Genomic DNA, 21944 nt, shown 5'->3' with positions numbered 1-21944 from the left:
CCGACAGCCCTGATCCTTTGACGGTGCGAGCCGCAGAGGGTCGGGGCTTCGTCTTTCCGGCCGAGGGGCGGTATGGAGAAGGCGGCCTGTCGGCGACCGGCCCTTCTATGCCAGCGCATCCGCCTGGAACCCGGTCGTTTCTTTGACTAACGCCCTTGGATGCGATACACAGATCGCGAAGTCACTCTCCCCGCTCCGACATGCGATGGCGATCGAGCGGCAACAGGTTCGCGGGCGTTGACAGCCCTTGCGAATCGTTCTATGCGCGCCCTTCACTCAAAAGGTTTCGGCAAGTCCGGGTGGCGATGGCACCAAGTGTGCTGCCGACCGGGCGCTGTTGTCATTTCACCTTTCGGGTGAGTAAGCGTTGAGATAGGGGTCGTCCCTAGGGCGCTCCCTGTGGAGCATGGAGATTTAAGTGGCTCGTATTGCCGGGGTAAACATCCCCACCAACAAGCGCGTTATCATCGCGCTCACCTACATCCATGGTATCGGTCGTACCAAGGCTCTCGAGATCGCCGACAAGCTCGGCATCGATCACAGCCGTCGCGTACAGGACCTGTCGGACGCCGAAGTCCTGCAGATCCGCGAAACGATCGACGCCGACCTCACGGTCGAGGGTGATCTTCGTCGCGAAACCGCGATGAACATCAAGCGCCTGATGGATCTCGCCTGCTACCGTGGCCTGCGTCACCGCAAGGGTCTGCCGGTTCGTGGCCAGCGCACGCATACCAATGCGCGCACCCGTAAGGGCAAGGCCAAGCCGATCGCCGGCAAGAAGAAGTAAGCTGATTGGGTCGAGCAATCGACCCAACCGGTTTCCCCCAGCGATTTTTCGACAGGATACACGAACATGGCACGCGAACCTCAGCGCGTTAAGCGCCGCGAGCGCAAGAACATCACCAGCGGCATTGCGCATGTGAATGCCAGCTTCAACAACACCATGGTGACCATCACCGACGCCCAGGGCAACGCGATTTCGTGGTCCTCGGCCGGCATGATGGGCTTCAAGGGTAGCCGCAAGTCGACCCCGTACGCTGCACAGGTTGCAGCTGACGATGCCGGCAAGAAGGCCGCCGAGCACGGCGTCCGCACCCTCGAAGTCGAAGTCAAGGGCCCGGGTTCGGGCCGTGAGAGCGCCCTGCGCGCTCTCCAGGCGGTCGGCTTCACCATTACCTCGATCCGCGATGTGACGCCGATCCCGCACAACGGTGTGCGTCCTTCCAAGCGTCGCCGCGTCTGATCGAGCTAATCCGGACGGCGAACCGGTCGCTGTCCGGCTTCGGAACGTCCCGAGCCTTTCCACCAGGCTTCGGGGCGTAACCGCCATCACTCCCAGGGGAAGTCCATGACTGTCAACATCAAGAACTGGCAGGAACTCAAGAAGCCGAACAGCCTTGAGATCAAGCCGGGACCCGACCCCAAGCTGAAGGCGACTTTCGTCGCCGAACCTCTCGAGCGCGGTTTTGGCCTGACGCTCGGCAACGCGCTGCGTCGCGTGCTGCTCTCCTCGCTGCAGGGCGCCGCGATCACCTCGATCAAGATCGAGAACGTGCTGCACGAATTCTCGTCGCTTGCCGGTGTGCGCGAGGACGTCACGGACATCGTCCTGAACGTCAAGCAGATCGCTCTCAAGATGCAGGGCGAAGGCCCGAAGCGTCTTCAGCTCTCGGCCACTGGCCCGGGTGAAGTGAAGGCGGGCGACATCGCCGTTTCGGGCGATATCGAGGTCATGAACAAGGACCTCGTGATCTGCCACCTCGACGAGGGTGCGGTCCTGAACATGGAACTCACCGCCGACACCGGCAAGGGCTACGTCCCCGCCGTGTCGAACCGTCCTATTGACGCGCCGATCGGTCTTATCCCGGTCGACTCGCTCTACTCGCCGGTCCGTCAGGTCAGCTACAAGGTCGACAATGCCCGTATCGGTCAGGAACTCGACTACGACAAGCTGAGCCTCGCGGTCGAAACCGACGGCACCGTCACCCCTGAAGACGCCGTGGCCTATGCCGCGCGCATTCTCCAGGACCAGCTGGCGCTGTTCGTCCACTTCGAGGACATCGCTCCGGTTGGCCAGTCGCCGATGATCGGCATGGCTGCTGGCGGCGCTGCTGCTTCGGAGGAGAGCGACACCAACCAGCTCAACCGTTACCTTCTCAAGAAGGTCGACGAACTGGAGCTGTCGGTGCGTTCGGCCAACTGCCTCAAGAACGACAACATCATCTATATCGGCGACTTGGTTCAGAAGACCGAAGCCGAGATGCTGCGCACGCCGAACTTCGGCCGCAAGTCGCTCAACGAGATCAAGGAAGTTCTTTCCTCGATGGGTCTGCGCCTCGGCATGGACATCCCAGGCTGGCCGCCCGAGAACATCGAAGAAATGGCCAAGAAGCTCGAGCAGGAACTGCTCGGCTGATCGGTCTTTCCGATATGCAAAGAAGAAGGGCTTCGCAGCGATGCGGGGCCCTTCTTCTTTTAATGAGGGCGGAATTCCGCCCTTCGCGCTTGACTCTTTAAGTCAGATCGTCTTGAGGGCAGCGCTTCACGATACGTGAGCCGGTTTTGGGCGGTGGCCGCACCACATCGCCCGGCAGGCAGTACCTGAGACGGCTGCCTGACGAACGGAGAAGAAACCATGCGTCACAAAATGGGCGGCCGCAAGCTGCAGCGCAAGTCTGGCCACCGTACCGCGCTGCTGCGCAATATGGCCGCCGCGCTCATCAAGCACGAGCAGATCAAGACCACCACGCCCAAGGCGAAGGAACTGCGTCCCTACATCGAGAAGCTGATCACGCTGGCGAAGCATGGCGGCCTTTCGAACCGTCGTCTCGCGCACGCGCGCCTTCTCGACGAAACGCAGGAAGCCAAGCTCTTCGAAGTGCTCGCAGAGCGCTACAAGAACCGTGAAGGCGGTTACACCCGCATCATCAAGGCCGGCATCCGTGCATCGGACGCCGCTCCGATCGCGATCATCGAACTGGTTGATCGTGACGTGGAAGCCAAGGGCCAGGATTCGGGTCCGGTTGCTGCCGAAACCGAAGAATACGCAGAAGCCTGATAGCTTCTGAAGGCTCGCTTTCCACAAGGAGGCGGACCAGACATTGCAAGAGCGGTCGCGAGTGCTAGGCTCGCGGCCGCTTTTTGTTTTTTGAAATCAGGGGAATGGAATGCCTTGGAAGGGCGGGCTCGGCGGGGCTCATATTGCGACGGCTTGTGCGATGACTTTCAGCCTGCTGCTTGCAGCCATGCCGGTTTCGGCGCAGACGGTGGCCACGATGAACTATCCAGAAACGCGCCGAGACGATGTGGTCGAAACCCTGTTCGGGGAAAAGATCGCGGATCCCTATCGATGGCTGGAGGCGGACGTCCGCCACGACGCCAAAGTGGCCGACTGGGTGGATCGCGAATCGCGCTACACCGAGGAATACCTGGAGACTTTGCCGCAGCGGGCGTGGTTCAAGCAACGCATCAGTGCGCTCATGAACTTCGAGCGCTTCGGGCTGCCGACGAAGGCTGGCACCCGGTATTTCTATACGCGCAACACCGGCTTGCAGAACCAGTCGCAGCTTTTCGTGCGCGACGGCCTGCACGGCAAGGCGCGGCTTCTGCTCGATCCCAATGCCTGGGCCAAGGATGGCGCGACCGCGCTGGACGCCTGGGAGCCGTCGCAGCAGGGCCGCTATCTGCTGTACAGCGTACAGGACGGCGGCAGCGACTGGCGCATTCTCCATGTGATGGACACCGCCAGCGGCAAAGTCCTTGATGATGAGCTGCGCTGGGTGAAATTCAGCGCGCTGGCCTGGATCGGGGAGGAAGGCTTCCTCTATTCCCGTTTCCCCGCACCGGAGGATGGCGCGGCTTTCCAGAGCCGGAACTACAATCAGGGCGTCTACTATCACCGTCTGGGCACACCCCAGAGCGCGGACGAGCTTGTCTATTCCACACCCGACCATCCTGACTACGGCCATACCGCCGAAGTTACGCAGGACGGCCGCCTGGCGGTCATCACGTCGCACATCGGCACGGATTCCCGCTACGACGTGCGGGTGGTCGATCTTTCTAAGCGCGGCAAGACCGGATGGCACGCTCGCTCGATCGTCACCGGCTTCAAGGATGACTGGCGGCTTGTGGAAGGGGCCGGGCAGAAGCTCTGGTTCGTGACCAACGAGGGTGCTCCGCGCTACCGCCTTGTCAGCATCGATCTGGCGGCGAGCGATCCTGTGTTCACGCAAGTCGTGGCCGAACGTGAGGATATCCTCGAAAAGGCCGGCATCGTCGGCCGCCAGCTGGTTCTCAACTATATGCGCGATGCCGCCAGCCATGCGGAGTTCGTCGGGTTGGACGGCAAGCCGGGCAGGGCGCTTGCTCTCAACGGCATCGGCACCGCTTCCGGCTTCCGGGGTAAACCGGGCGATCCAGAGACGTTCTACTCGTTCACCAGCTTCAACCGTCCCGCGTCGATTTTCCGCATGAATCTCGATACCGGCGCTTCGGAGCCCTTCGCGGAACCGGCGATGGACTTCGATCCCGCGCAAATCGCAGTCGAGCAGCGGTTCTACGTCTCGAAGGATGGCACGCGCGTGCCGATGTTCCTGGTACGCCGCAAGGACGTAGCGCAGGCAGGCAAGCCGGTGCCGACGCTGCTCTACGGCTACGGCGGGTTTGATATTTCGCTGACGCCGGGTTTCTCGGCGAGCCGTATGGCCTGGGTGCAGGCGGGCGGCGCCTTCGCGATGGCGAACTTGCGCGGTGGCGGCGAATACGGCCGCGCCTGGCATGATGCCGGGCGCCGGGCCAACAAGCAGAACGTCTTCGACGATTTCATCGCTGCGGGAGAGTACCTCAAGGCAGAGGGCATCGCCGCCAAGGATGGATTGGCGATTCAGGGCGGATCGAACGGCGGCCTATTGGTCGGTGCGGTACTGAACCAGCGGCCCGACCTGTTTGCTGCCGGCGTGCCGCAAGTCGGGGTGATGGATATGCTCCGCTTCGACCGATTCACGGCCGGGCGCTATTGGGTCGACGATTACGGCTATCCTGACCGTGAGGCGGACTTCCGCGTGCTGCGCGCGTATTCGCCTTACCACAATATCAAGGCGGGCACGGATTATCCTGCCATTCTGGTCACCACGGCCGATACAGACGATCGCGTGGTGCCGGGGCATTCCTTCAAGTATGCGGCGGCCCTCCAGGCGGCGCCGCTGGGCGACAAGCCGCACCTCATTCGTATCGAGACGCGCGCCGGGCACGGTTCGGGCAAGCCTACGGACAAGGTGATCGAGGAGAGTGCGGATGTGCTGTCTTTCGTGGCGGAGTGGACCGGGCTGTCGGTTCCGAAGTGAGGTTCCGCGCCAAGCGGGCATGAGAGTGGGTTGCGTTCGGCGCTGAAAGCCAGACTATGGCATGGTTCGCGGGCCGCCTGGGCGGCCGACCGCAAGGGAGCGACGAACCATGCCGAACCTTTTCAGGACACTGTCTCGCTGCGCACTTCTTGCAGGAGCCGTGATGGCGGCTCCGGTACTGGCTCAGACCGATCGCTTCGCGGCGGATCCCAGGCTGGACAACAAGCCCGATGCTTATGGCGTCAGTTCGCGGCAGGCGGCCCACAAGTGCGTGGCCGCCGCCGAGGACGCGGCGAAGACAGCGAAATTCACCGGTGTCGACGTCATCGGGCTCAAGAGCGTCGAGCGAAAGCCGGAAGGTTATGAGATCGAAGGGTGGGTCCGCGTAGGCGGGGGCGGACCGGCCTGGCGCGACAATGCTCCTGCGCGCGGCTCATTCGAATGCGAGATCGTTCGCGGAATGATCGTGGATCTCGGCTTCGACGACGTTCCCGGGCTTTAGCGGTCCGGACGCGGCCTTGCCTGCCGCTCAGTCCGCCCCCTCGTGCGCAGGGAGGCCGAGCGACCAATGTATTGCGGCGCCGCGCAAGGCAAAGCCGGCGCTTGCGGCGATAGCCCAGGTGAGCACGGGCGCAAAGCCCAGGGCCAGTCCGGTCGCCGCGACGGCTGCTGCAAGTGCACCTGCCGTCACGTAAAGCTCCGGCCGCATCAGGATCGACGGCTGTCCCGCCACGACGTCGCGCACGATCCCGCCGACGCAGCCGGTGACGACGCCCATCACCATGGCCGGCACCGGTGGTACGCCCCAGGCCATGGCCTTGATCGTGCCGAATCCGGAATAGACCGCCAGGCCCATCGCGTCTGCCCACTCCAGCAAGCGACCCTGCCACCACCGCACGGGTGTGAACCAGGCAAGGATCGCCACGGCGAGGCACACCGGGACCACGAAAGGATCGCGCACCCAGAAGACCGGCGCGCCGATCAGAAGGTCGCGCAAGGTGCCGCCGCCGACGCCGGTCATCAGCGCGAAAAACGCCACCGTGACGAAAGTCTGCCGCATCTGCGCCGCGGAAAGCGCTCCGGTCAGCGCGAAAACCGCGATGCCCAGAATGTCGAAAGCAGCAGGCAAGGCAGGGGCATCGGGCGGAATGATCGTCGGCATTGCCGGTTCATAGCCGTGCCTCTGGAAAAACGGGAGCGAAAGCTGTTGCCGGTCGGGTCCCGCCTTCGATTGACCGCTTCCGAATTTGTGATACACAAAGGATCATAAGAATCGGGAGATCAAGTCCGTGTCCAGTCCAGCACTTCATCCGGCGCCCTCGGCCTACGAGACGGCCGACTGGTACACCGATGTCTCGCTGGTCGACGATCCGCACGCCTATTTCGACTTTCTCCGCGCGAAGGGGTCGGTCGTGCGCCTGCCCTATCGCAATGCCGTCGCCGTGACGGGCTACGAGGAGACCATTCAGGTCATGCTCGATACCGAGCACTTTTCCTCGATCAACGCGGTGACGGGCCCGGTGGCCTCCCTCCCGTTCGAGCCGACCGGAGACGACATCTCCGCCGAGCTGGAGTCCCATCGCGGGCAGATCGCTTTCGGCGACCAGATCGTCACTGAGGGCGGGGCGCGCCATGCCGACTTGCGGTCGATCATTGCCCGACTCTTCACGCCTAGCCGCCTGAAGGAACTTCAGCCCAAGCTGCTGGCGACGGCGGAAGGGCTGATCGACGAGTTCGCTGCCGACGGCCATGTGGACCTCGTTCGCCAATATGGCGGTCCTTACGGCGCTCTCGTGATTTCCGACTTGCTGGGGCTGTCGGAGCGGACGCGAAACAAGTTCCGCGTCCTGTTGGAGGGCGCGATTCCAGTGCCCATGGACGCCAGCGAAGAGGAGATGTTGAAGAACCCGCTCGTGGGCGTGGGGAAGGACCTGTTCAAGCTGATCGCGCAGCGGCGCATGTCGGCCCACCCGCTGATGCGCCCCTTGCGCGGTTTGCTAGCCCACGAGGACATTCTCAATGAACTGGCCCAGGCGAGTTATCCCGATGGCAGGAAGCCTTCGTTGGTCGATCTTACCAGCCTGGCCGCGTTTCTGTTCGGGGCCGGGCAGGATACGACGAATCGCCTGCTGGCCAACGCCTTCCGCATCATCGCGACCAGGCCGGACATCCAGCAACAGCTGCGGGACGATCCCGGCCGCATCCCCGCTTTTGTCGAGGAAGTGCTGCGCTTCGATGGCTCGGTGAAGAGTGGCGGACGGATATGCCAGAAGACGACCACGCTCGGCGGTGTCGAGATCAAGGCCGGGACGGCGATCCTCCTCTCGCACATGGCCGCCAACCGAGATCCCACGCGGTTCGCTCAGCCCGATCGGTTCGACATGGATCGTCCCAGGATCAAGGAGCACTTGGCTTTTGGGCGCGGCGCCCATACCTGTATCGGGGCCCCGCTCGCCCGCCGGGAGGTCGTGACCAGTATCGAGCGGTTGCTGGCCCGCATGGGCAACATTCGCCTGGCTCCCGCCCATCAGCGGCCCGACGGCAGTTTGAGCTTCAGCTACGAGCCGACTTATATCCTGCGTGCGCTCGCCAGCCTTCATCTGGAGTTCGATCCGATCGAGGGGGATTAAGCGGGGAGGGGGAATTCCAACCCGCGCCGGTCTGTCCTATCACACGGGCATGACCCAGTCCGAGACCAGTGAAGCCGAAGCCGCCAACGAATTGATGCGCCTGGCGCGCCAGATCAGCCGTGCCAACCGGCTCTATCACGCCGAGGACGCGCCCGAAATCTCGGACGCGGAGTACGACGCGCTGGTTCGCCGCAATGCCGAACTCGAAGCGGCGTTCCCGCATCTCGCGCGTCCGGACAGTCCGAGCAACAAGGTCGGTCACGAAGTGGCTGCCTCGCCGCTCTCGAAAGTAACGCACGAGGTTCGCATGATGAGCCTCGACAATGCCTTTACCGACGAGGAAGTGGCCGACTTCGTCGGCCGCGTGCGGCGGTTCCTGTCGCTGCCCGCCGAGGAGCCGGTGCTGCTGACGGCGGAAGACAAGATCGACGGCCTGTCCTGCTCGCTGCGCTACGAGCACGGCAAGCTGGTGCGCGCAGCGACGCGCGGCGATGGACAAGTGGGCGAGGATGTGACCCCCAATGTCGCGCATATCGCCGATATCATGCAGGAACTGCGGGGCGACGACGTGCCGGAGGTCTTTGAAGTTCGCGGCGAAGTCTACATGGAGAAGGCGGCTTTCCGGACGCTCAACGAGACGCTGATGTCCGAGGCGCGCGCTTTGGCGGAAACCAAGGGCGAAGCCTTCGACGAGAGCAAGGTCCGCCAGTTCGCCAATCCGCGCAATGCCGCTGCCGGCTCGCTCCGACAGAAGGATGCCGGTGTCACTGCCAAGCGGCCCTTGCGATTCTGGGCCCATGGCTGGGGGGCGGCGAGTCACGTTCCCGGCGCCAGCCAGCACGAGGTTATCCGCAAGATCGAATCCTGGGGCCTGCCGGTCTCGCCGCAATTCCGCCTCTGCCATTCGGTGGAGGAGATGTTGACGGCCTATCGCGCCATTCGTGACGGCCGCGCGGCCTTGCCGTTCGAGATCGACGGCGTGGTCTACAAGGTCGACCGGCTCGACTGGCAGCAGCGCCTCGGCTTCGTGGCCAAGGCGCCCCGCTGGGGACTGGCGCACAAGTTCCCGGCCGAGCGAGCCGAGACACTGCTGGAATCGATCGATATCCAGGTCGGCCGTACCGGCAAGCTCACCCCGGTCGGCCGCCTAAAGCCGGTGTTGGTCGGCGGGGTCACCGTAACCAACGTGACCTTGCACAACCGCGACGAGATTGCCCGGCTCGGCGTTCGCCCCGGCGACCGGATCGTGCTGCAGCGTGCCGGCGACGTCATTCCCCAGGTGGTCGACAACGCGACTCGCGATGAGGAACGCCCTGCGTTCCGGTTCCCCGATCACTGCCCGCAGTGCGGCAGCGAAGCGGTGGCCGAAGAAGGTGAAGTCGACGTGCGCTGCACGGGCGGGCTCATCTGCCCGGCCCAGCGGACGGAGCGGCTGAAGCATTTCGTCAGCCGCGGGGCGCTCGACATCGAGGGTCTGGGCGAAAAGACGATCGATGAGTTCTTCGCCAGAGGCTGGCTGGAAAGCCCGGCCGATATCTTCCGCCTGCGCAAGCGCCGCGAGGATATTCTCGCGCTCGACGGGTGGAAGGACAAGTCTGTGGACAACCTGTTGGCGGCTGTGGAAAGCAAGCGTCGCCCCGATGCAGCGCGGCTCCTTTTCGGCTTGGGCATACGCCATATCGGCGCCGTAACGGCGCGCGACCTGATGAAGCGGTTCGAGACCCTGCCGGACCTTCGGATCGTTGCCGAGGCGATCCAGGTGCGGGACGGGGAGGAGGCGGCGGCCGCCGGGAGCGACGCCTATTCGGAACTGGTCTCGATCGACGGCATCGGCCCTGCCGTCGTCGAAGCGCTTGGAGACTTCTTCCACGAGGAGCATAACCGTGCGGTCTGGGAGGACCTGCTCTCGGAAGTTTCTCCGCCGCCCTATGTGGTCGAGACGGTGAACAGCGAAGTGGCCGGCAAGACGGTGGTGTTCACCGGCAAGCTGGAAACCATGAGCCGTGATGAAGCCAAGTCCCAGGCCGAAAGGCTCGGGGCCAAGGCCGCTGGCTCGATTTCCGCCAAGACCGACCTGCTGGTGGCGGGGCCGGGGGCCGGGTCGAAGCTGAAGAAGGCCGCGGACCTGGGGATCCAGGTGATCGACGAAGCCGAATGGGCGCGGATCGTGCAGGCGGCCGGCTAGCTAATGAATCGCCGCGGACCGGGGCGCAAACCGGGCAGAATCGAAAGGGGAACCGGTGGACAGAAGCCGCCGGTTCCCCTTTCTGATCAGATGCGGCGAGCCTGCTGTTCGTGCAGGTGCCGATAGTGTTGTACCCGGGTGGCGCGCAGCCCCGCCATGCCCTCGCGTTCGACCGCTCGCTGCCAGGACGCCAGTTCCTCAAGCGTGAGGTCGTAGCGGTCGCAGGCTTCCGCGATCGTGAGCAGTCCGCCGTTCACCGCCGCAACGACTTCCGCCTTGCGGCGAACGACCCATCGTGACGTACTGCGCGGCGGCAAGCTGCCCCTGTCGAGAGCTTCCCCCAGGGGTCCCACGACGGCCTTGGGCCGATCGAGTTCAGATTGAAGCATGTTGGCCTCTTGAGCTGTTGTTACCAGCCCCCCTTGGCGTTAATTCTTGGTGCAAACCCTTAATTCGACGTAACCAGGCATGGTTAACGCGAAATTACGCGCATGTACGTAATTTTATGAAATTACACAATAAACCGAAAAACCAATTCTTACTGCACTATCCATAGCCGGTTTATCCATATTAACTTTCAGGGGTAGCTCTTGGCTCTTTCGGATGGGTGGGGTTCGCGCGGCGGATCCAGGAATGCTCTGAAGGGGACGCAGTTCCCCGCGCGGCAGAGGACAATTTGCCGCGCATTCGGATCAGCTGCGCGTCACCTGCGGCGCGCGCGCATCCAGAGGATTGACCAGTCACCATTCACCAAGCGCCCGGCCAGCCGAAGTCCCGCGCGGCGGCAGGCACGGCGCACCGCGTCTTCCTGGGTCTCGAGCAGCCCTGCCAGGACCAGGCTGCCGCCCGGCGCCAGCGACTGCGCAAAGTCCGGGGCCAGTGAAACCAGAGGTCCCGCCAGGATGTTGGCCATGATCAGGTCGTAAGGGCCGCGCGCGGCGATCAGTGGATGATCCATGCCGTCAGCGATGGTCATGACCAGTTCGCCCCCGCGCGGGCCCATCTTCACGCCATTGGCCGCAGCATTGTCTTCCACCACGCCCACGCAGACCTGGTCGATATCGCTGGCCGTGGCGCGGGCGCGGGGCCAGAGCGCCATGGCCGCGAAGGCCAGCAGACCGGTGCCGGTGCCGATGTCGGCGTGATTCCGGAAGATAAGGCCCTGCGCCTTCATGTGCGTGAGCATGGCGAGGCATCCGGCCGTGGTCGCATGCTGGCCCGTGCCGAAAGCCTGGCTGGCGGGGATCGTGAAATCGACTACGCCGGGCTCGTCGAGGGCAGGGTGATCGGGCGTATGGACATGAAAACGGCCGGCGCGGATCGGCTCCAGCCCTTGCTGGCTGGTTACCAGCCAGTCGGTGTCCGGCAGTTCCTCGACGATGAATTCCGGCACTTCGCCCTGGAACAACGCCGCGATCGCCGCGCGGTCCGCCTCGCCGGGTTCATGGCCGAGCCAGGCTTCGAGTTGCCAGTCGTCCGGCTTGTCTTCCGCGATTTCGCTTCCCGAAAGCACGATGTCCGGATCCCAGTCGAATGCGTCCTCATGCGCGACAAGAGCGCCTTCGACGACGGTGCGCGGGGCGTAGGCAGTGATTTTCCAACTCACGAACGGGTCTCCTTCGCTTCGTCCGCGGCCTCTTGCGAGAGGCGCTGATCGAAGCGGGCAGTGGCGCCGGCCGCATAGCGCTGGCAGGCGGTGGGATCGACAAGCAGGGATGTGCCGGCAAACCGCGCAAGCAGGTCGCTCGCGCCGGGATGCGGGGTGACCAGCAAGTCGCAGGGAAGGTCGGCGACCCGCGCGAGGCCTTGACGGACCCCGGCAATGCGCTCGGGATGGTCGCTGAAGCGATAGCCCTTGAAGGAAATCGCACTGACGCTGTCGGCATAGGTGATCGTCAAGCACTGGCGGTTGTCATCGCAGGTCCGCCAGGTCCAGCTGGTCGAGCCAGCGGAATGGGCCGGCGTGGCGTGGGCGACCAGAGTGATGTCGCCGAGCGTCACGCGCTCCCCGTCGGCCAGGCGGCGGTCGACGTGGAGGCGAGGAAATGCATCGAGCTGACCGAATTGCGGATCGGCGGCAGGGGGTTTGCCGGTTTCCAGAACCTCGGCGGCCGCGGGCAGGGCCGCGACGCGCGCCCCGGTAGCGCGCTGGAGAGCCGCCAAAGCGCCGGCATGATCGAAGTGCTCGTGGCTGGAGAGGATCCAGCGCACGTCCTTCGCCTTGAAGCCGGCCGCGGCGATATTGGCGAGCACCAAGGAGGCGGCTTCCGGAATTCCGCCGTCGATCAGGACATGCCCTTCACGGCCCGTGACGAGAATGGCCGAAATTCCGCATGTACCCACATACCAGCTGTTGCCGAACAGATGCGCAGGCGGCGCGGGATCGCCCCAGCCTTCCTTCCCCTTGCAGGCCGCGGCGAGTCGGGCGCCGTCAGCGGCTTGCGGCGCGCCTGACGCTTCCCGGCGATCCGAGGTCGCCGGGGCGTCCGCGCTGCCAGGGGAGGAGGTGCATGCCATGAGCGAAAGCGCGGCGGCGAGGATGATTGGCAGGCGGGTCATGGTCTTGCGCTTTAATCCCGAGATGCGCGCAAGGCCAGTGGCAGGCGCGGCCCGCGGTTCGGCCACACGACGAGCCGAGCGCGCGGCGAGCGAGAGGGGTAGCAGGCTGTTGTGTGCGATGCATCCGCGATGTGCTTCGCAGAACTTGCGCCAAGCGGTGATTTGTCTAAGGGGACTTTCGACAGGGGCAGCCTCGGGCTGCTGCACAAGGCAAAAGGGATTCGAAAGAGCCATGGCCAAAGACGGCACCAGGAACCGTCCGCTTTCGCCCCATCTCCAGATCTGGCGTTGGGGCCCTCACATGTTCGTCTCGATTCTGCACCGCGTGACCGGTGACGGAATGGCGTTCGCCGGACTCGGCGTTCTGCTGTGGTGGCTCGGCGCTCTCGCGGGCGGCCCGGCCTCCTATGAGACTTTCAGCAAGGTCATGACGACGCCGATCGGCTATATCGTCCTCGTCGGCATCTCCTGGGCGTTCTTCACCCACATGATGAGCGGCCTGCGCCACTTCGTGCTCGACGTGGGCGGCGGCTTCGAACTTAAGACGAACAAGACCTGGTCGATCGTCTGCCCGATCCTGGGCGTGCTCGCCACCGTCGCCTTCTGGGCGATCCTGCTGCTTCGCTGAGGAACGGGAAACATGGGTAACGGAACTTCCATCGGCCGCGTTCGCGGCCTCGGCTCGGCGAAGACCGGCGTTCATCACTGGCTGATGCAACGCTTCACCGCCATCGGCAACCTGCTTTCGGTGCTGTTTCTGGCCGTCTCGATCCTTCTCCTTCCTGACCTGACCTATGCGTCGGTCGCGGAATGGATGGCGCGCCCGGTCCCGGCCGTGATGATGATCCTGCTCGTCGTCACGACGTTCTGGCACGCGCGCATCGGTCTCCAGGTTCTTGTCGAGGACTACGTCCACGATCACGCCAACAAGTTCGCCTGCATTGCCGCGCTGAACCTTGCTGCCTGCGGCGGCATCGCCTTCGGCGCGTTCTGCGTCATCCGCCTCGCGCTGGGAGCCCATTGATGTCCGCCCCTGCCTACAAGATTATCGACCACATCTATGACACCGTCGTCGTCGGCGCCGGTGGCTCGGGTCTGCGCGCCACGATGGGCTCGGCCGAAGCCGGCCTGAAGACCGCGTGCATCACCAAGGTGTTCCCCACCCGCTCGCACACCGTTGCGGCGCAGGGCGGCATTGCCGCCTCGCTGCAGAACAACACGCCGGACCACTGGACCTGGCACATGTACGATACCGTCAAGGGATCGGACTGGCTGGGCGACCAGGACGCCATCGAATACATGGTGCGCGAAGCCCCGGCGGCGGTCTACGAGCTGGAGCACGCCGGTGTGCCCTTCAGCCGCAATGCCGACGGCACGATCTACCAGCGCCCGTTCGGCGGCCACATGCAGAACATGGGCGAAGGCCCGCCGGTGCAGCGCACTTGCGCCGCCGCGGACCGTACCGGCCACGCCATGCTGCACGCGCTCTACCAGCAGTCGCTGAAGTACGACGCGGACTTCTTCATCGAATACTTCGCCATCGACCTGATCATGGACGGCGGCAAGTGCGTCGGCGTGATCGCGCTCTGCATGGATGACGGCTCGATCCACCGCTTCCGCTCGCAGGCCGTCGTGCTTGCCACCGGCGGCTACGGGCGCAGCTACTTTACCGCCACTTCGGCCCATACCTGCACCGGCGACGGCGGCGGCATGGTGCTGCGCGCCGGCCTGCCCCTGCAGGACATGGAATTCGTGCAGTTCCACCCCACCGGCATCTACGGCGCGGGCGTGCTGATCACCGAAGGCGCGCGCGGCGAGGGCGGCTACCTCACCAACTCCGAAGGTGAGCGCTTCATGGAGCGTTACGCGCCTTCCGCGAAGGACCTCGCCTCGCGCGACGTCGTGTCGCGTTCGATGGCGCTGGAAATCCGCGAAGGCCGCGGCGTCGGCCCGCACAAGGACCATATCTACCTGCACCTCGATCACATCGATCCCAAGGTGCTGGCGGAGCGTCTGCCGGGCATCACCGAAAGCGGCAAGATCTTCGCAGGCGTGGACCTTACCCGCCAGCCGCTGCCGGTCGTCCCGACCGTGCACTACAACATGGGCGGCATTCCCTGTAACTATCACGGCGAAGTCGTCACCATCGGTCCGGACGGCAATCCGGACACCGTGGTGCCCGGTCTCTTCGCGGTGGGCGAGGCGGCCTGCGTCTCCGTCCACGGCGCCAACCGCCTGGGCTCGAACTCGCTGATCGATCTCGTGGTCTTCGGCCGCGCCACCGGCCATCGCCTCAAGGAAATCGTCAAGGCGGGCGCAGCCCAGCAGGAACTGCCCAAGGATTCGGCCGATCTGGCGCTCACCCGCCTCGATCACTTCCGCAATGCCAACGGCGGTTCGTCGACGGCGGAAGTACGCACCGAGATGCAGCGCACGATGTCGGGCCACGCCGCCGTGTTCCGCACTGACGAACTCATGGTCGAAGGCAAGAACCAGCTCGCCAAGACTTATGACCGCATGCAGGACATCAAGGTCTCCGATCGCGGCCTGATCTGGAACTCGGACCTGGTGGAAACGCTGGAGCTGGATAACCTGATCTCGCAGGCTTCGGTCACGCTACATGGCGCGCAGGCACGCAAGGAAAGCCGCGGCGCTCACGCGCACGAGGACTTCCCGAACCGCGACGACGCGAACTGGATGAAGCACACCGTGGGCTGGTTCAACGGTTGGGGCGGCAAGGGCGGTGAAGTCCGTCTCGATTACCGTCCTGTCCATGAATATACGCTCACTGACGACATCGAGTACATCAAGCCCAAGGCTCGCGTGTACTGATCCGCTTCGTCGGAATGACTTGCAAAGGGCGGCGTACCGGAAGGTGCGCCGCCCTTTTTGCGTTCACAATTGCACCTTGGTGCCGAAACCGAACCGGGTTTCGTGCATTGTCCAGCGGGAATACCTGACAACGCTGGAGGCAGGGGCATGACTCGCACCGAAATGGATCCGCTACTCGAACCGCACGTCGAGAACGATCCCCTGGTCAATACTCTGGCCCAGGCCAGCGGGAAGGCATGGGGCTGGGTGCTCGCCTACGGCCTGCTTCTGCTGCTGATCGCGCTGATCGTCATTGCCAATCCACTTGTCGCCGGCGTGGCGACCGGACTGCTCATCGGCGTAGTCCTGGTGATCTACGGGATTGCGGCGATTGCCTCCGGTTGGACCTCCCTGTCGCAGCGCGCCCGCTGGGTGGAAGTCCTGCTCGGCCTTCTGGCGCTGATCGCGGGCATCTTCGCCATTCTCAACCCCGTGGCCGGTGCCCTTTCGCTGGTCTGGGCGATCGGCGCCTGGTTGGTGGTTTCGGGCGGATTCCAGATCGCCTTCGCGCTGAAGGCGCGGATGGATCGCGGTTGGCGGCTGTTCCTTGGCGTGCTCGACGTGGTGCTCGGCCTGATCCTGCTGTTCTCGAACCCGGCGACCGGGCTGGCGTTTCTGGCGGTGATCATCATGATCAGCCTCGTGGTTCGCGGCGTCTTCCTGATCATGCTGGCGATGTCGCTCCGCAAGCTGTCGCGCTGACACGTTCACCTGGCGTTCATGTTTACAAGCGTAGTCGATTACGTATGTAAACGATGGAGGCCCCGGTGTCCGAGTCCCCTGAGCAGCCCGAGCGTATCTCGGATGCCGAACATGCGGTGATGGAGGTGCTGTGGCAGCGCAGCCCCCTTACCGCCGCCGAAGTATGCGAACAGGTCTGCACCCCGCGCGGCTGGAGCCTGGCCACCGTCAAGACGCTGCTGTCCCGCCTCGTGGCGAAGCAGGCTCTCGCCACCGAGCCTGACGGCAAGCGCTTTCTTTACTCCCCCCGCGTCGCCCGCGAATCCTACGTCGGCAGCGAAAGCCGCCGCCTTGTCGACCGCCTGTTCGGCGGCCGCGCCGCACCGCTTTTCGCGCATCTTGCCGAATCCGACGCCCTGACCGAAGATGACATTGCCGAGATCGAAGCCCTGTTGAAGGAGCTGAAGTCATGATCGAATGGCTTACCGATACGCTTGTGATGACCGGCGCGCTGATGGCGCTGGTCCTGCTGGTCCGCCGCCCGGTTTCGCGTTGGTTCGGCCCCGCGGCCGCTTATGCACTCTGGGCATTGCCGGTGCTGCGACTGGTCTTGCCGCCGCTCGCCCTCCCGCGCAGCATATTCGCTCGGCCGGAGGTTCCCATCGAGACCGTGACGGCGGCAGCCCAACCGATGATGCCGGCGCCTGTCATCGATCCGGCCGCCACGATGCTGGACATGCCCGTTTCCGATGCGACAACCGGCTCCGTCGATCCCGGCCTGCTCACGCAAATCCCTTGGGTTTCGCTGCTGCTGGCGATCTGGCTGACAGGCGCAGCGATCTTCCTGGTGCAGCGGTTTCGCAACTATCGGCTGATGCGCGCGGAACTGCTGACCGATGCGCGCCAGGTGGCCCACGCCGGGGATATTCGTATCGTCGAGACCCCGGCCGCCGCCGCACCGCTGGCGTTCGGGGTGCGGGACCGGATCGTGGCCCTTCCGGAAGGTTTCCTGGCGACGGTCGATTCGGAAAGCTCCGATTTCGCCATTGCCCATGAACTCGAGCATCACGCCGGCAACGACCTTCTGGCGCTCATGGTGCTGCAACCGCTCTTCGCGCTGCACTGGTTCAATCCGCTGGGTTGGGCCGCCTGGCGCGCGCTGCGCGCCGACCAGGAAGCGGCTTGCGATGCGCGTGTCATGGCCGGGTGCGACCGTGAAGTTCGCGCGCGCTATGGCCGCGTGATCGCATCGTTCACCGCGGGTACGCGCCTGACACTGGCCGCGCCGATCGCCGGAGCCCTGGCAGGTGAGAAGCCGATCATCCAGCGCCTCAAGGCGCTAAGCACCATGGACGTCTCGCCGACCCGGCGCGTGATGGCGCGAAGCCTGTTTGCTTTTGCGGTCGTCGCGGTGCCTTGCACGGCAACCGTCACTTATGCGGCCATGGATGACCAGGAAGTGCCGGTAGTACCGGAAGCGCCCACGGAAGCGCTCTACGTTCCGGGAGACGCGCCTGTGCCCGCGGTCCCCGCCGCGCCGGCTGTGCCGTCATCCCACGAGGCCGAGGCTTGGCCGGTCCCCCCCGAGCCGCCGCAGCCGCCCGCTCCGCAGACCATGAGCGTTCCGGAGGCCCCTCCGGTCCCCTGGTCCGCTGCAACGGCGCCCCAGCAGTTCGGCCGCCTGGACGTGCCGCCTGCGCCGCCTGCACCGCCCGTTCCTCCAGCCCCGCCCGCCCCGCCTTCGCACGAGAGCATGGACGCGGTTCGCCGGGCCGCGACGGGCGACTACCGGGCGGCGATGGCCGAACGCATGCGCAACGTCCCGGTGGTGGAGCAGACCACCAGCGCCGACGGCAGGATCCAGACTATTCGCATCCTGCACAAGACCGAGGGCGGTCGCCGCCAGGTGCAGAAGACGATCACGATCGACAGCACCTGCCCAGCCGATCGTAAGCCGGCATCGGGGGGAAATCCGGAAGGGACGAGCAAGCACGTCTGCACCGGCGCGCCGCGCCAGGCGATGAATGCCGCGATCCAGGCCATGTCCTCGGCGCGTGCCTCGGTGGCGTCGAACCGCGCGCTCGACGCGATGGTGCGCGATCAGATCGTTGCGGAGCTCGACAAGGAGATGGCCGCGACCCGGGCCGGGATGATCGGCGAGGCGGATTGAACACGCCCGGTGGCGGAGGCTTCACGGGCCATCCGCCGCCGCTGCGCCGTTTCCGGGTTCACGGAACCTTCTGGACCACCGGCTGCGCCGTGTAGGCGACACCGTCCTTTGCGGCCGTCTTGTCGTCAGCCGCGGCATCCTTCTTGTCGCCGTTCCTGGCGTCTTCCTGATGCTGCTTGAGTTCCTTGGCCTGGATGACCGCGGCCGTGGCAGGTGAGGCTGGATATTTGCAGCCGCGCTCGGCGCCTACGCCCTTGAGGAAACCGCGACGGGCAACGCCGGCCTGGACGGCGGCCAGCACCGCGCGCTCCTGCGCGTTGGCGCCGGAGATTTCGCGGATCAGACCGCGGAAGGGGATGAAGGAGCTGACGACCCATTTCGCCATGCGGCCGGTGCTGACACGGTCGCGTGCGTCCTGCGGCAGGTCGATGTCATCGCCAAGGATGCCGTCCAGCTCGGTCACCGCCGCGCCGATCTGCTTGCAGGAGCGCATAGCGCTGAGATCGTAGGGCTTCTTGATGGCGGTGATGAGGACCGGGGGAATGTCGGTCTTTTCCAGATTCAGGTCGGTCACCGGCGTCTTGGCGATATCCACCGCGCTGGGTTCGTTGCTGGTGATCGGCTTGTCCTGACGCGCCTCGGCGGCGCCGGCCGCCAGCGTTCCGGCCATGGCGGCCATGATCAGAATGGGGCGCATAGTTTCCTCCTGTTACCCCGGGCGGCGCGGTCGCACCCACGGGGAAGGAGGGAAACGCCAGCCTCGGTTCGTCTTACTTCTGGTTGAACGTGTCGCAGGCGTCCTCGTTCCCTGTCTCCAGACCGCGGCGCAGCCACTGCATACGCTGGGCGCTGGAGCCGTGAGTGAAGCTCTCGGGGCTTACGCGCTGCCCGGCGTTCTTCATCAACGTATCGTCGCCAATGGCGCTGGCAGCGGTGAGGCCTTCTTCCATGTCGCCGGGCTCGATGCGGTCCTTGTTTCGGCCTGCCCAGACGCCCGCATAGCAATCGGCCTGAAGCTCCATGCCTACCTGCAAGGCGTTGGCCTGCTGCGGGTTCTGGCGCTGGGCGCGGCGGACCTGGGCATCGAGGCCGAGGAGGTGCTGGATATGGTGGCCGTACTCATGGGCGACCACGTAGTACCGAGCGAAATCGCCCTTGGCGCCCAGCTTGCGGTCGAGTTCGTCATAGAAGCTGGTGTCTATGTAGATGCCCTGGTCTGCGGGGCAGTAGAACGGGCCCATCGCGCTTTGTGCGGCGCCGCAGCCCGATTGGTCGGAGCCGTTGTAGAAGTGCAGGTTTGGCTGGTCGAAGGCGGTGTTGGCCTTCTGGAACAAGGGCTGCCAAGTGCTGTTCAGCGAGGACAGGGCGTTGCAGGATTCCAGGGAATAGGCGTTTTCACGGCAGATGGAGGACGTATCCTTCGGCTGGCCGGGCTCGATCTGGCTGGGCGCCTGCTGCTGCTGGACGCTGTCCAGAGTGCCGAGCATCTGTCCGGGATCGACCCCGAAGACCAGTGCGCCGATCAGCACGATGACCAGCGAGCCGCAGCCCATCTTGCCGCCGCGTCCTCCTGGAAAGCTGCGACCACCCTGGCTGACCCGGATATTGTCAGGGTCGAACTCGTCGAGCCGCATCGTATGTGATCCTTTCCGAAGAGGCCTGCCGCCTTGCACGCAGATCCGGAGCAGGGCGCTCCAGACTAGCCATAGGCCTAAGGCCTGTTCAATCGAATTTCGGGCAAGTTGTTCCGGCGTTGCCTTGCGGCCACAAAAGTGTCTTCCTGTTCGGACACTTGCGAGAAAATGTAACAGCCGGCCGATTTCCATCGTATAGGCAGCGACGCGATGAACAGGGGACACGACAGGGGATATCGGGCGGCACTGGCCCGTGCGGCCGGCGCGGTGGCGCTCGGCGCACTGCTGTTGAGCAGCAATCCTCTGCTTTCCGCGATCTCACGCGCCGACCAGGAACTGGCCTCGCGTTTGCGCGCCCATATCGAGGTTCTGGCCAGCGACGATTTCGACGGCCGCGAGCCCGGCACGGACGGCGAGGCGAAAACCTTGCGCTATCTTGGCAAGCAGTGGTTCGACATCGGCTTGGTTTCGGGCACCAACGACCCGGGTCACGAATGGTTCGCCCCGGTCACCCTTGTCGCGCGCGAGCCTTCCTCTTCGATGGCGCGCTTCCTGCGCAAGGGCGCGCGCAGCACCGTTTCGCCCGAGGGCGTGCTGGTGCTGACTTCGGGCAAGCGGAGCCTCGTGCGCAATGTGCCGATGCTGTTCCTGGGCAAGGGGCGGGGCCGGGACTATACGCGCAACGAACTGGCGGGCCGCGTCGCCGTCGTGCTCGATGGCGACACGCCCGACGGAGAGCGGCAGAACGACCTGCTGGCGCTCGGCGCTTCGGCGGTGCTGACCGTGCTCGACGGGGACCGCAGCCTCGAGCAGGTCGCGGCGCGGCGCAAACGCACGGGCTATGCGCTGTCCGACGATGCGCTGGGCGGTGATCTGGAAGCCTTCATCACGCGCGAGGCCATGGCGGCGTTGCTCAAGGGTACCTCCCGTTCGCTCGCCAGTCTCGAAGCGGCTGCCGAGAAGGAGGACTTCGTGCCGCTGACGCTGGACCTTACCGCCTCGCTGGAGGCGACAACCCGCGAAACCACGATCCACACCCACAACCTGATCGGCAAGCTGCCCGGCAGAAGACCGGATTCGGGTGCCGTGCTGTTCCTGGCGCATTGGGATCACTTCGGCGAATGCGGCGAGGCACCCGCCGAGGACGTGATCTGCAACGGCGCGATCGACAATGCCAGCGGCGTGGCCGCGCTTACCGAAGTGGCACGCCGCCTGTCGCGCGGGCCGCAGCTCGATCGCGACGTCTATTTCCTGGCCACCACGGCCGAGGAACTCGGTCTGCTCGGCGCGCACGCCTTTGCGGAAAATCCGCCGCTGCCGCCCGAGCGCATCGTTGCCGCCTTCAATATAGACTCGATCGCCATTGCCCCGCGCGGCACGCCCTTCGCCATCGTCGGGCGGGGCATGACGGCACTGGATGGGGAAATCGCCAAGGTCGCCAAGGCCGAGCGCTTCAAGCTGCGCGCGGGTGACGACGCCAATGAATACCTCAAGCGGCAGGACGGCTGGGCCTTGATCCAGCACGACATTCCGGCGGTCATGGTGACGACGGCCTATGGCGACATCGCCCGCATGCGCGCCTTTTTCGATGGCGACTACCACCGGCCCAGCGACGACCTGGCGCATATGGATCATCCGCTCGAACTGGGCGGGGCGGTGGATGACGTGAAGATGCTGACGGCGCTCGGCAGGTGGTTCGGCGATTTGCGCCGCGTGCCGGTCAATCCGGTAGGGCCTCCCGTCACGGGCGGGGAGAAGAAGCGCAAGTGAGCCGTTTCGTCCTGGCCCGAAGCCGCGCTTGAAAAGGCTCTAGCCCTGACGCCCCCCTTTGATTACATGGGCCGCCACGATTCTCCCCGGTAAAGGTTATGG

The 21944-nt window shown here is 64.8% G+C and carries 21 protein-coding genes; 15 read left to right on the top strand and 6 right to left on the bottom strand.

The genetic code is table 11. From position 1 onward, the window contains the following. Window positions 1-418: 418 nt before the first annotated feature. The 6 genes from rpsM (at window position 419) to EDF58_RS07010 (ending at window position 5844) form a co-directional block, all read left to right on the top strand. On the top strand, window positions 419-787 hold the full coding sequence (rpsM, locus tag EDF58_RS07035) for a 30S ribosomal protein S13 (protein WP_132263796.1): 369 nt from the start codon (window positions 419-421) through the stop codon (window positions 785-787). 66 nt (window positions 788-853) lie between these two features. After that, the gene (gene rpsK, locus EDF58_RS07030) at window positions 854-1243 is read left to right on the top strand and encodes a 30S ribosomal protein S11 (protein ID WP_132263794.1); all 390 of its coding nucleotides are present in this window, start codon (window positions 854-856) and stop codon (window positions 1241-1243) included. Window positions 1244-1348: 105 nt separating this feature from the next. Then, on the top strand, window positions 1349-2416 hold the full coding sequence (locus tag EDF58_RS07025) for a DNA-directed RNA polymerase subunit alpha (RefSeq protein WP_132263792.1): 1068 nt from the start codon (window positions 1349-1351) through the stop codon (window positions 2414-2416). Between the two features lie 219 nt (window positions 2417-2635). Next, on the top strand, window positions 2636-3058 hold the full coding sequence (gene rplQ, locus EDF58_RS07020; protein WP_132263790.1) for a 50S ribosomal protein L17: 423 nt from the start codon (window positions 2636-2638) through the stop codon (window positions 3056-3058). A 160-nt stretch (window positions 3059-3218) separates the two neighbouring features. Further along, the gene (locus EDF58_RS07015; protein WP_132263789.1) at window positions 3219-5342 is read left to right on the top strand and encodes a prolyl oligopeptidase family serine peptidase; all 2124 of its coding nucleotides are present in this window, start codon (window positions 3219-3221) and stop codon (window positions 5340-5342) included. A 163-nt stretch (window positions 5343-5505) separates the two neighbouring features. After that, window positions 5506-5844 (top strand): hypothetical protein, encoded by a 339-nt coding sequence (locus EDF58_RS07010; protein WP_132263787.1) that lies wholly within the window; start codon window positions 5506-5508, stop codon window positions 5842-5844. 27 nt (window positions 5845-5871) lie between these two features. Here the strand turns inward: EDF58_RS07010 and EDF58_RS07005 are convergent, their stop codons facing one another. Next, window positions 5872-6504, bottom strand: coding sequence for a trimeric intracellular cation channel family protein (locus tag EDF58_RS07005; protein WP_132263785.1), 633 nt, complete (start codon window positions 6502-6504; stop codon window positions 5872-5874). Window positions 6505-6631: 127 nt separating this feature from the next. Here EDF58_RS07005 and EDF58_RS07000 point away from each other — a divergent pair, with 127 nt between their 5' ends. Together EDF58_RS07000 and ligA are read left to right on the top strand one after the other, a co-directional pair. After that, window positions 6632-7972 carry a cytochrome P450 gene (locus EDF58_RS07000; RefSeq protein WP_132263783.1) on the top strand — a complete coding sequence of 447 codons (1341 nt, stop codon included), beginning with the start codon at window positions 6632-6634 and terminating at the stop codon, window positions 7970-7972. A 49-nt stretch (window positions 7973-8021) separates the two neighbouring features. After that, on the top strand, window positions 8022-10157 hold the full coding sequence (gene ligA / locus EDF58_RS06995) for an NAD-dependent DNA ligase LigA (protein ID WP_132263781.1): 2136 nt from the start codon (window positions 8022-8024) through the stop codon (window positions 10155-10157). Window positions 10158-10243: 86 nt separating this feature from the next. Here the strand turns inward: ligA and EDF58_RS06990 are convergent, their stop codons facing one another. From EDF58_RS06990 to bla, 3 genes are all read right to left on the bottom strand, one after another. After that, window positions 10244-10546 (bottom strand): DUF1153 domain-containing protein, encoded by a 303-nt coding sequence (locus tag EDF58_RS06990; RefSeq protein ID WP_132263779.1) that lies wholly within the window; start codon window positions 10544-10546, stop codon window positions 10244-10246. Between the two features lie 314 nt (window positions 10547-10860). Then, window positions 10861-11763, bottom strand: coding sequence for a 50S ribosomal protein L11 methyltransferase (locus tag EDF58_RS06985; RefSeq protein WP_132263778.1), 903 nt, complete (start codon window positions 11761-11763; stop codon window positions 10861-10863). Further along, window positions 11760-12716 carry a subclass B3 metallo-beta-lactamase gene (bla, locus tag EDF58_RS06980; RefSeq protein WP_132263776.1) on the bottom strand — a complete coding sequence of 319 codons (957 nt, stop codon included), beginning with the start codon at window positions 12714-12716 and terminating at the stop codon, window positions 11760-11762. Before bla ends, EDF58_RS06985 begins: the two co-directional genes overlap by 4 nt. Before the next feature lie 232 nt (window positions 12717-12948). Here bla and sdhC point away from each other — a divergent pair, with 232 nt between their 5' ends. The 6 genes from sdhC (at window position 12949) to EDF58_RS06950 (ending at window position 18438) form a co-directional block, all read left to right on the top strand. Then, window positions 12949-13344 carry a succinate dehydrogenase, cytochrome b556 subunit gene (gene sdhC / locus EDF58_RS06975; protein WP_132263774.1) on the top strand — a complete coding sequence of 132 codons (396 nt, stop codon included), beginning with the start codon at window positions 12949-12951 and terminating at the stop codon, window positions 13342-13344. 12 nt (window positions 13345-13356) lie between these two features. Continuing rightward, the gene (gene sdhD / locus EDF58_RS06970) at window positions 13357-13740 is read left to right on the top strand and encodes a succinate dehydrogenase, hydrophobic membrane anchor protein (protein ID WP_132263773.1); all 384 of its coding nucleotides are present in this window, start codon (window positions 13357-13359) and stop codon (window positions 13738-13740) included. Beyond that, window positions 13740-15548 (top strand): succinate dehydrogenase flavoprotein subunit, encoded by a 1809-nt coding sequence (gene sdhA / locus EDF58_RS06965; RefSeq protein ID WP_132263771.1) that lies wholly within the window; start codon window positions 13740-13742, stop codon window positions 15546-15548. The genes sdhD and sdhA overlap by 1 nt, the downstream gene beginning before the upstream one ends. A gap of 147 nt (window positions 15549-15695) precedes the next feature. Then, window positions 15696-16289: a DUF308 domain-containing protein gene (locus EDF58_RS06960; protein ID WP_132263769.1), complete on the top strand. Its 594-nt coding sequence runs from the start codon at window positions 15696-15698 to the stop codon at window positions 16287-16289. Between the two features lie 53 nt (window positions 16290-16342). Beyond that, the gene (locus EDF58_RS06955) at window positions 16343-16741 is read left to right on the top strand and encodes a BlaI/MecI/CopY family transcriptional regulator (protein ID WP_132263768.1); all 399 of its coding nucleotides are present in this window, start codon (window positions 16343-16345) and stop codon (window positions 16739-16741) included. After that, complete coding sequence (locus EDF58_RS06950) at window positions 16738-18438, top strand: M56 family metallopeptidase (RefSeq protein WP_132263766.1); 1701 nt, start codon at window positions 16738-16740, stop codon at window positions 18436-18438. Before EDF58_RS06955 ends, EDF58_RS06950 begins: the two co-directional genes overlap by 4 nt. A 58-nt stretch (window positions 18439-18496) precedes the next feature. Here EDF58_RS06950 and EDF58_RS06945 read toward each other — a convergent pair whose 3' ends face one another. Beyond that, a complete protein-coding gene (locus EDF58_RS06945; RefSeq protein ID WP_243654104.1) occupies window positions 18497-19135 on the bottom strand; it encodes a hypothetical protein in 639 nt (212 codons plus the stop codon). A gap of 73 nt (window positions 19136-19208) precedes the next feature. Next, on the bottom strand, window positions 19209-20072 hold the full coding sequence (locus EDF58_RS06940; protein ID WP_132263764.1) for a neutral zinc metallopeptidase: 864 nt from the start codon (window positions 20070-20072) through the stop codon (window positions 19209-19211). A gap of 210 nt (window positions 20073-20282) precedes the next feature. Between EDF58_RS06940 and EDF58_RS06935 the strand changes: the two genes are divergently transcribed. Continuing rightward, a complete protein-coding gene (locus tag EDF58_RS06935; protein ID WP_132263763.1) occupies window positions 20283-21842 on the top strand; it encodes a M28 family peptidase in 1560 nt (519 codons plus the stop codon). The last annotated feature ends 102 nt before the right edge of the window (window positions 21843-21944 follow it).

It is taken from the genome of Novosphingobium sp. PhB57 (assembly GCF_004342985.1).
In the GTDB taxonomy this organism is placed as follows: Bacteria; Pseudomonadota; Alphaproteobacteria; order Sphingomonadales; family Sphingomonadaceae; genus Novosphingobium.
Note: the sequence above shows the minus strand (reverse complement) of the source record. Positions and strands in the feature narration are given on the sequence as shown.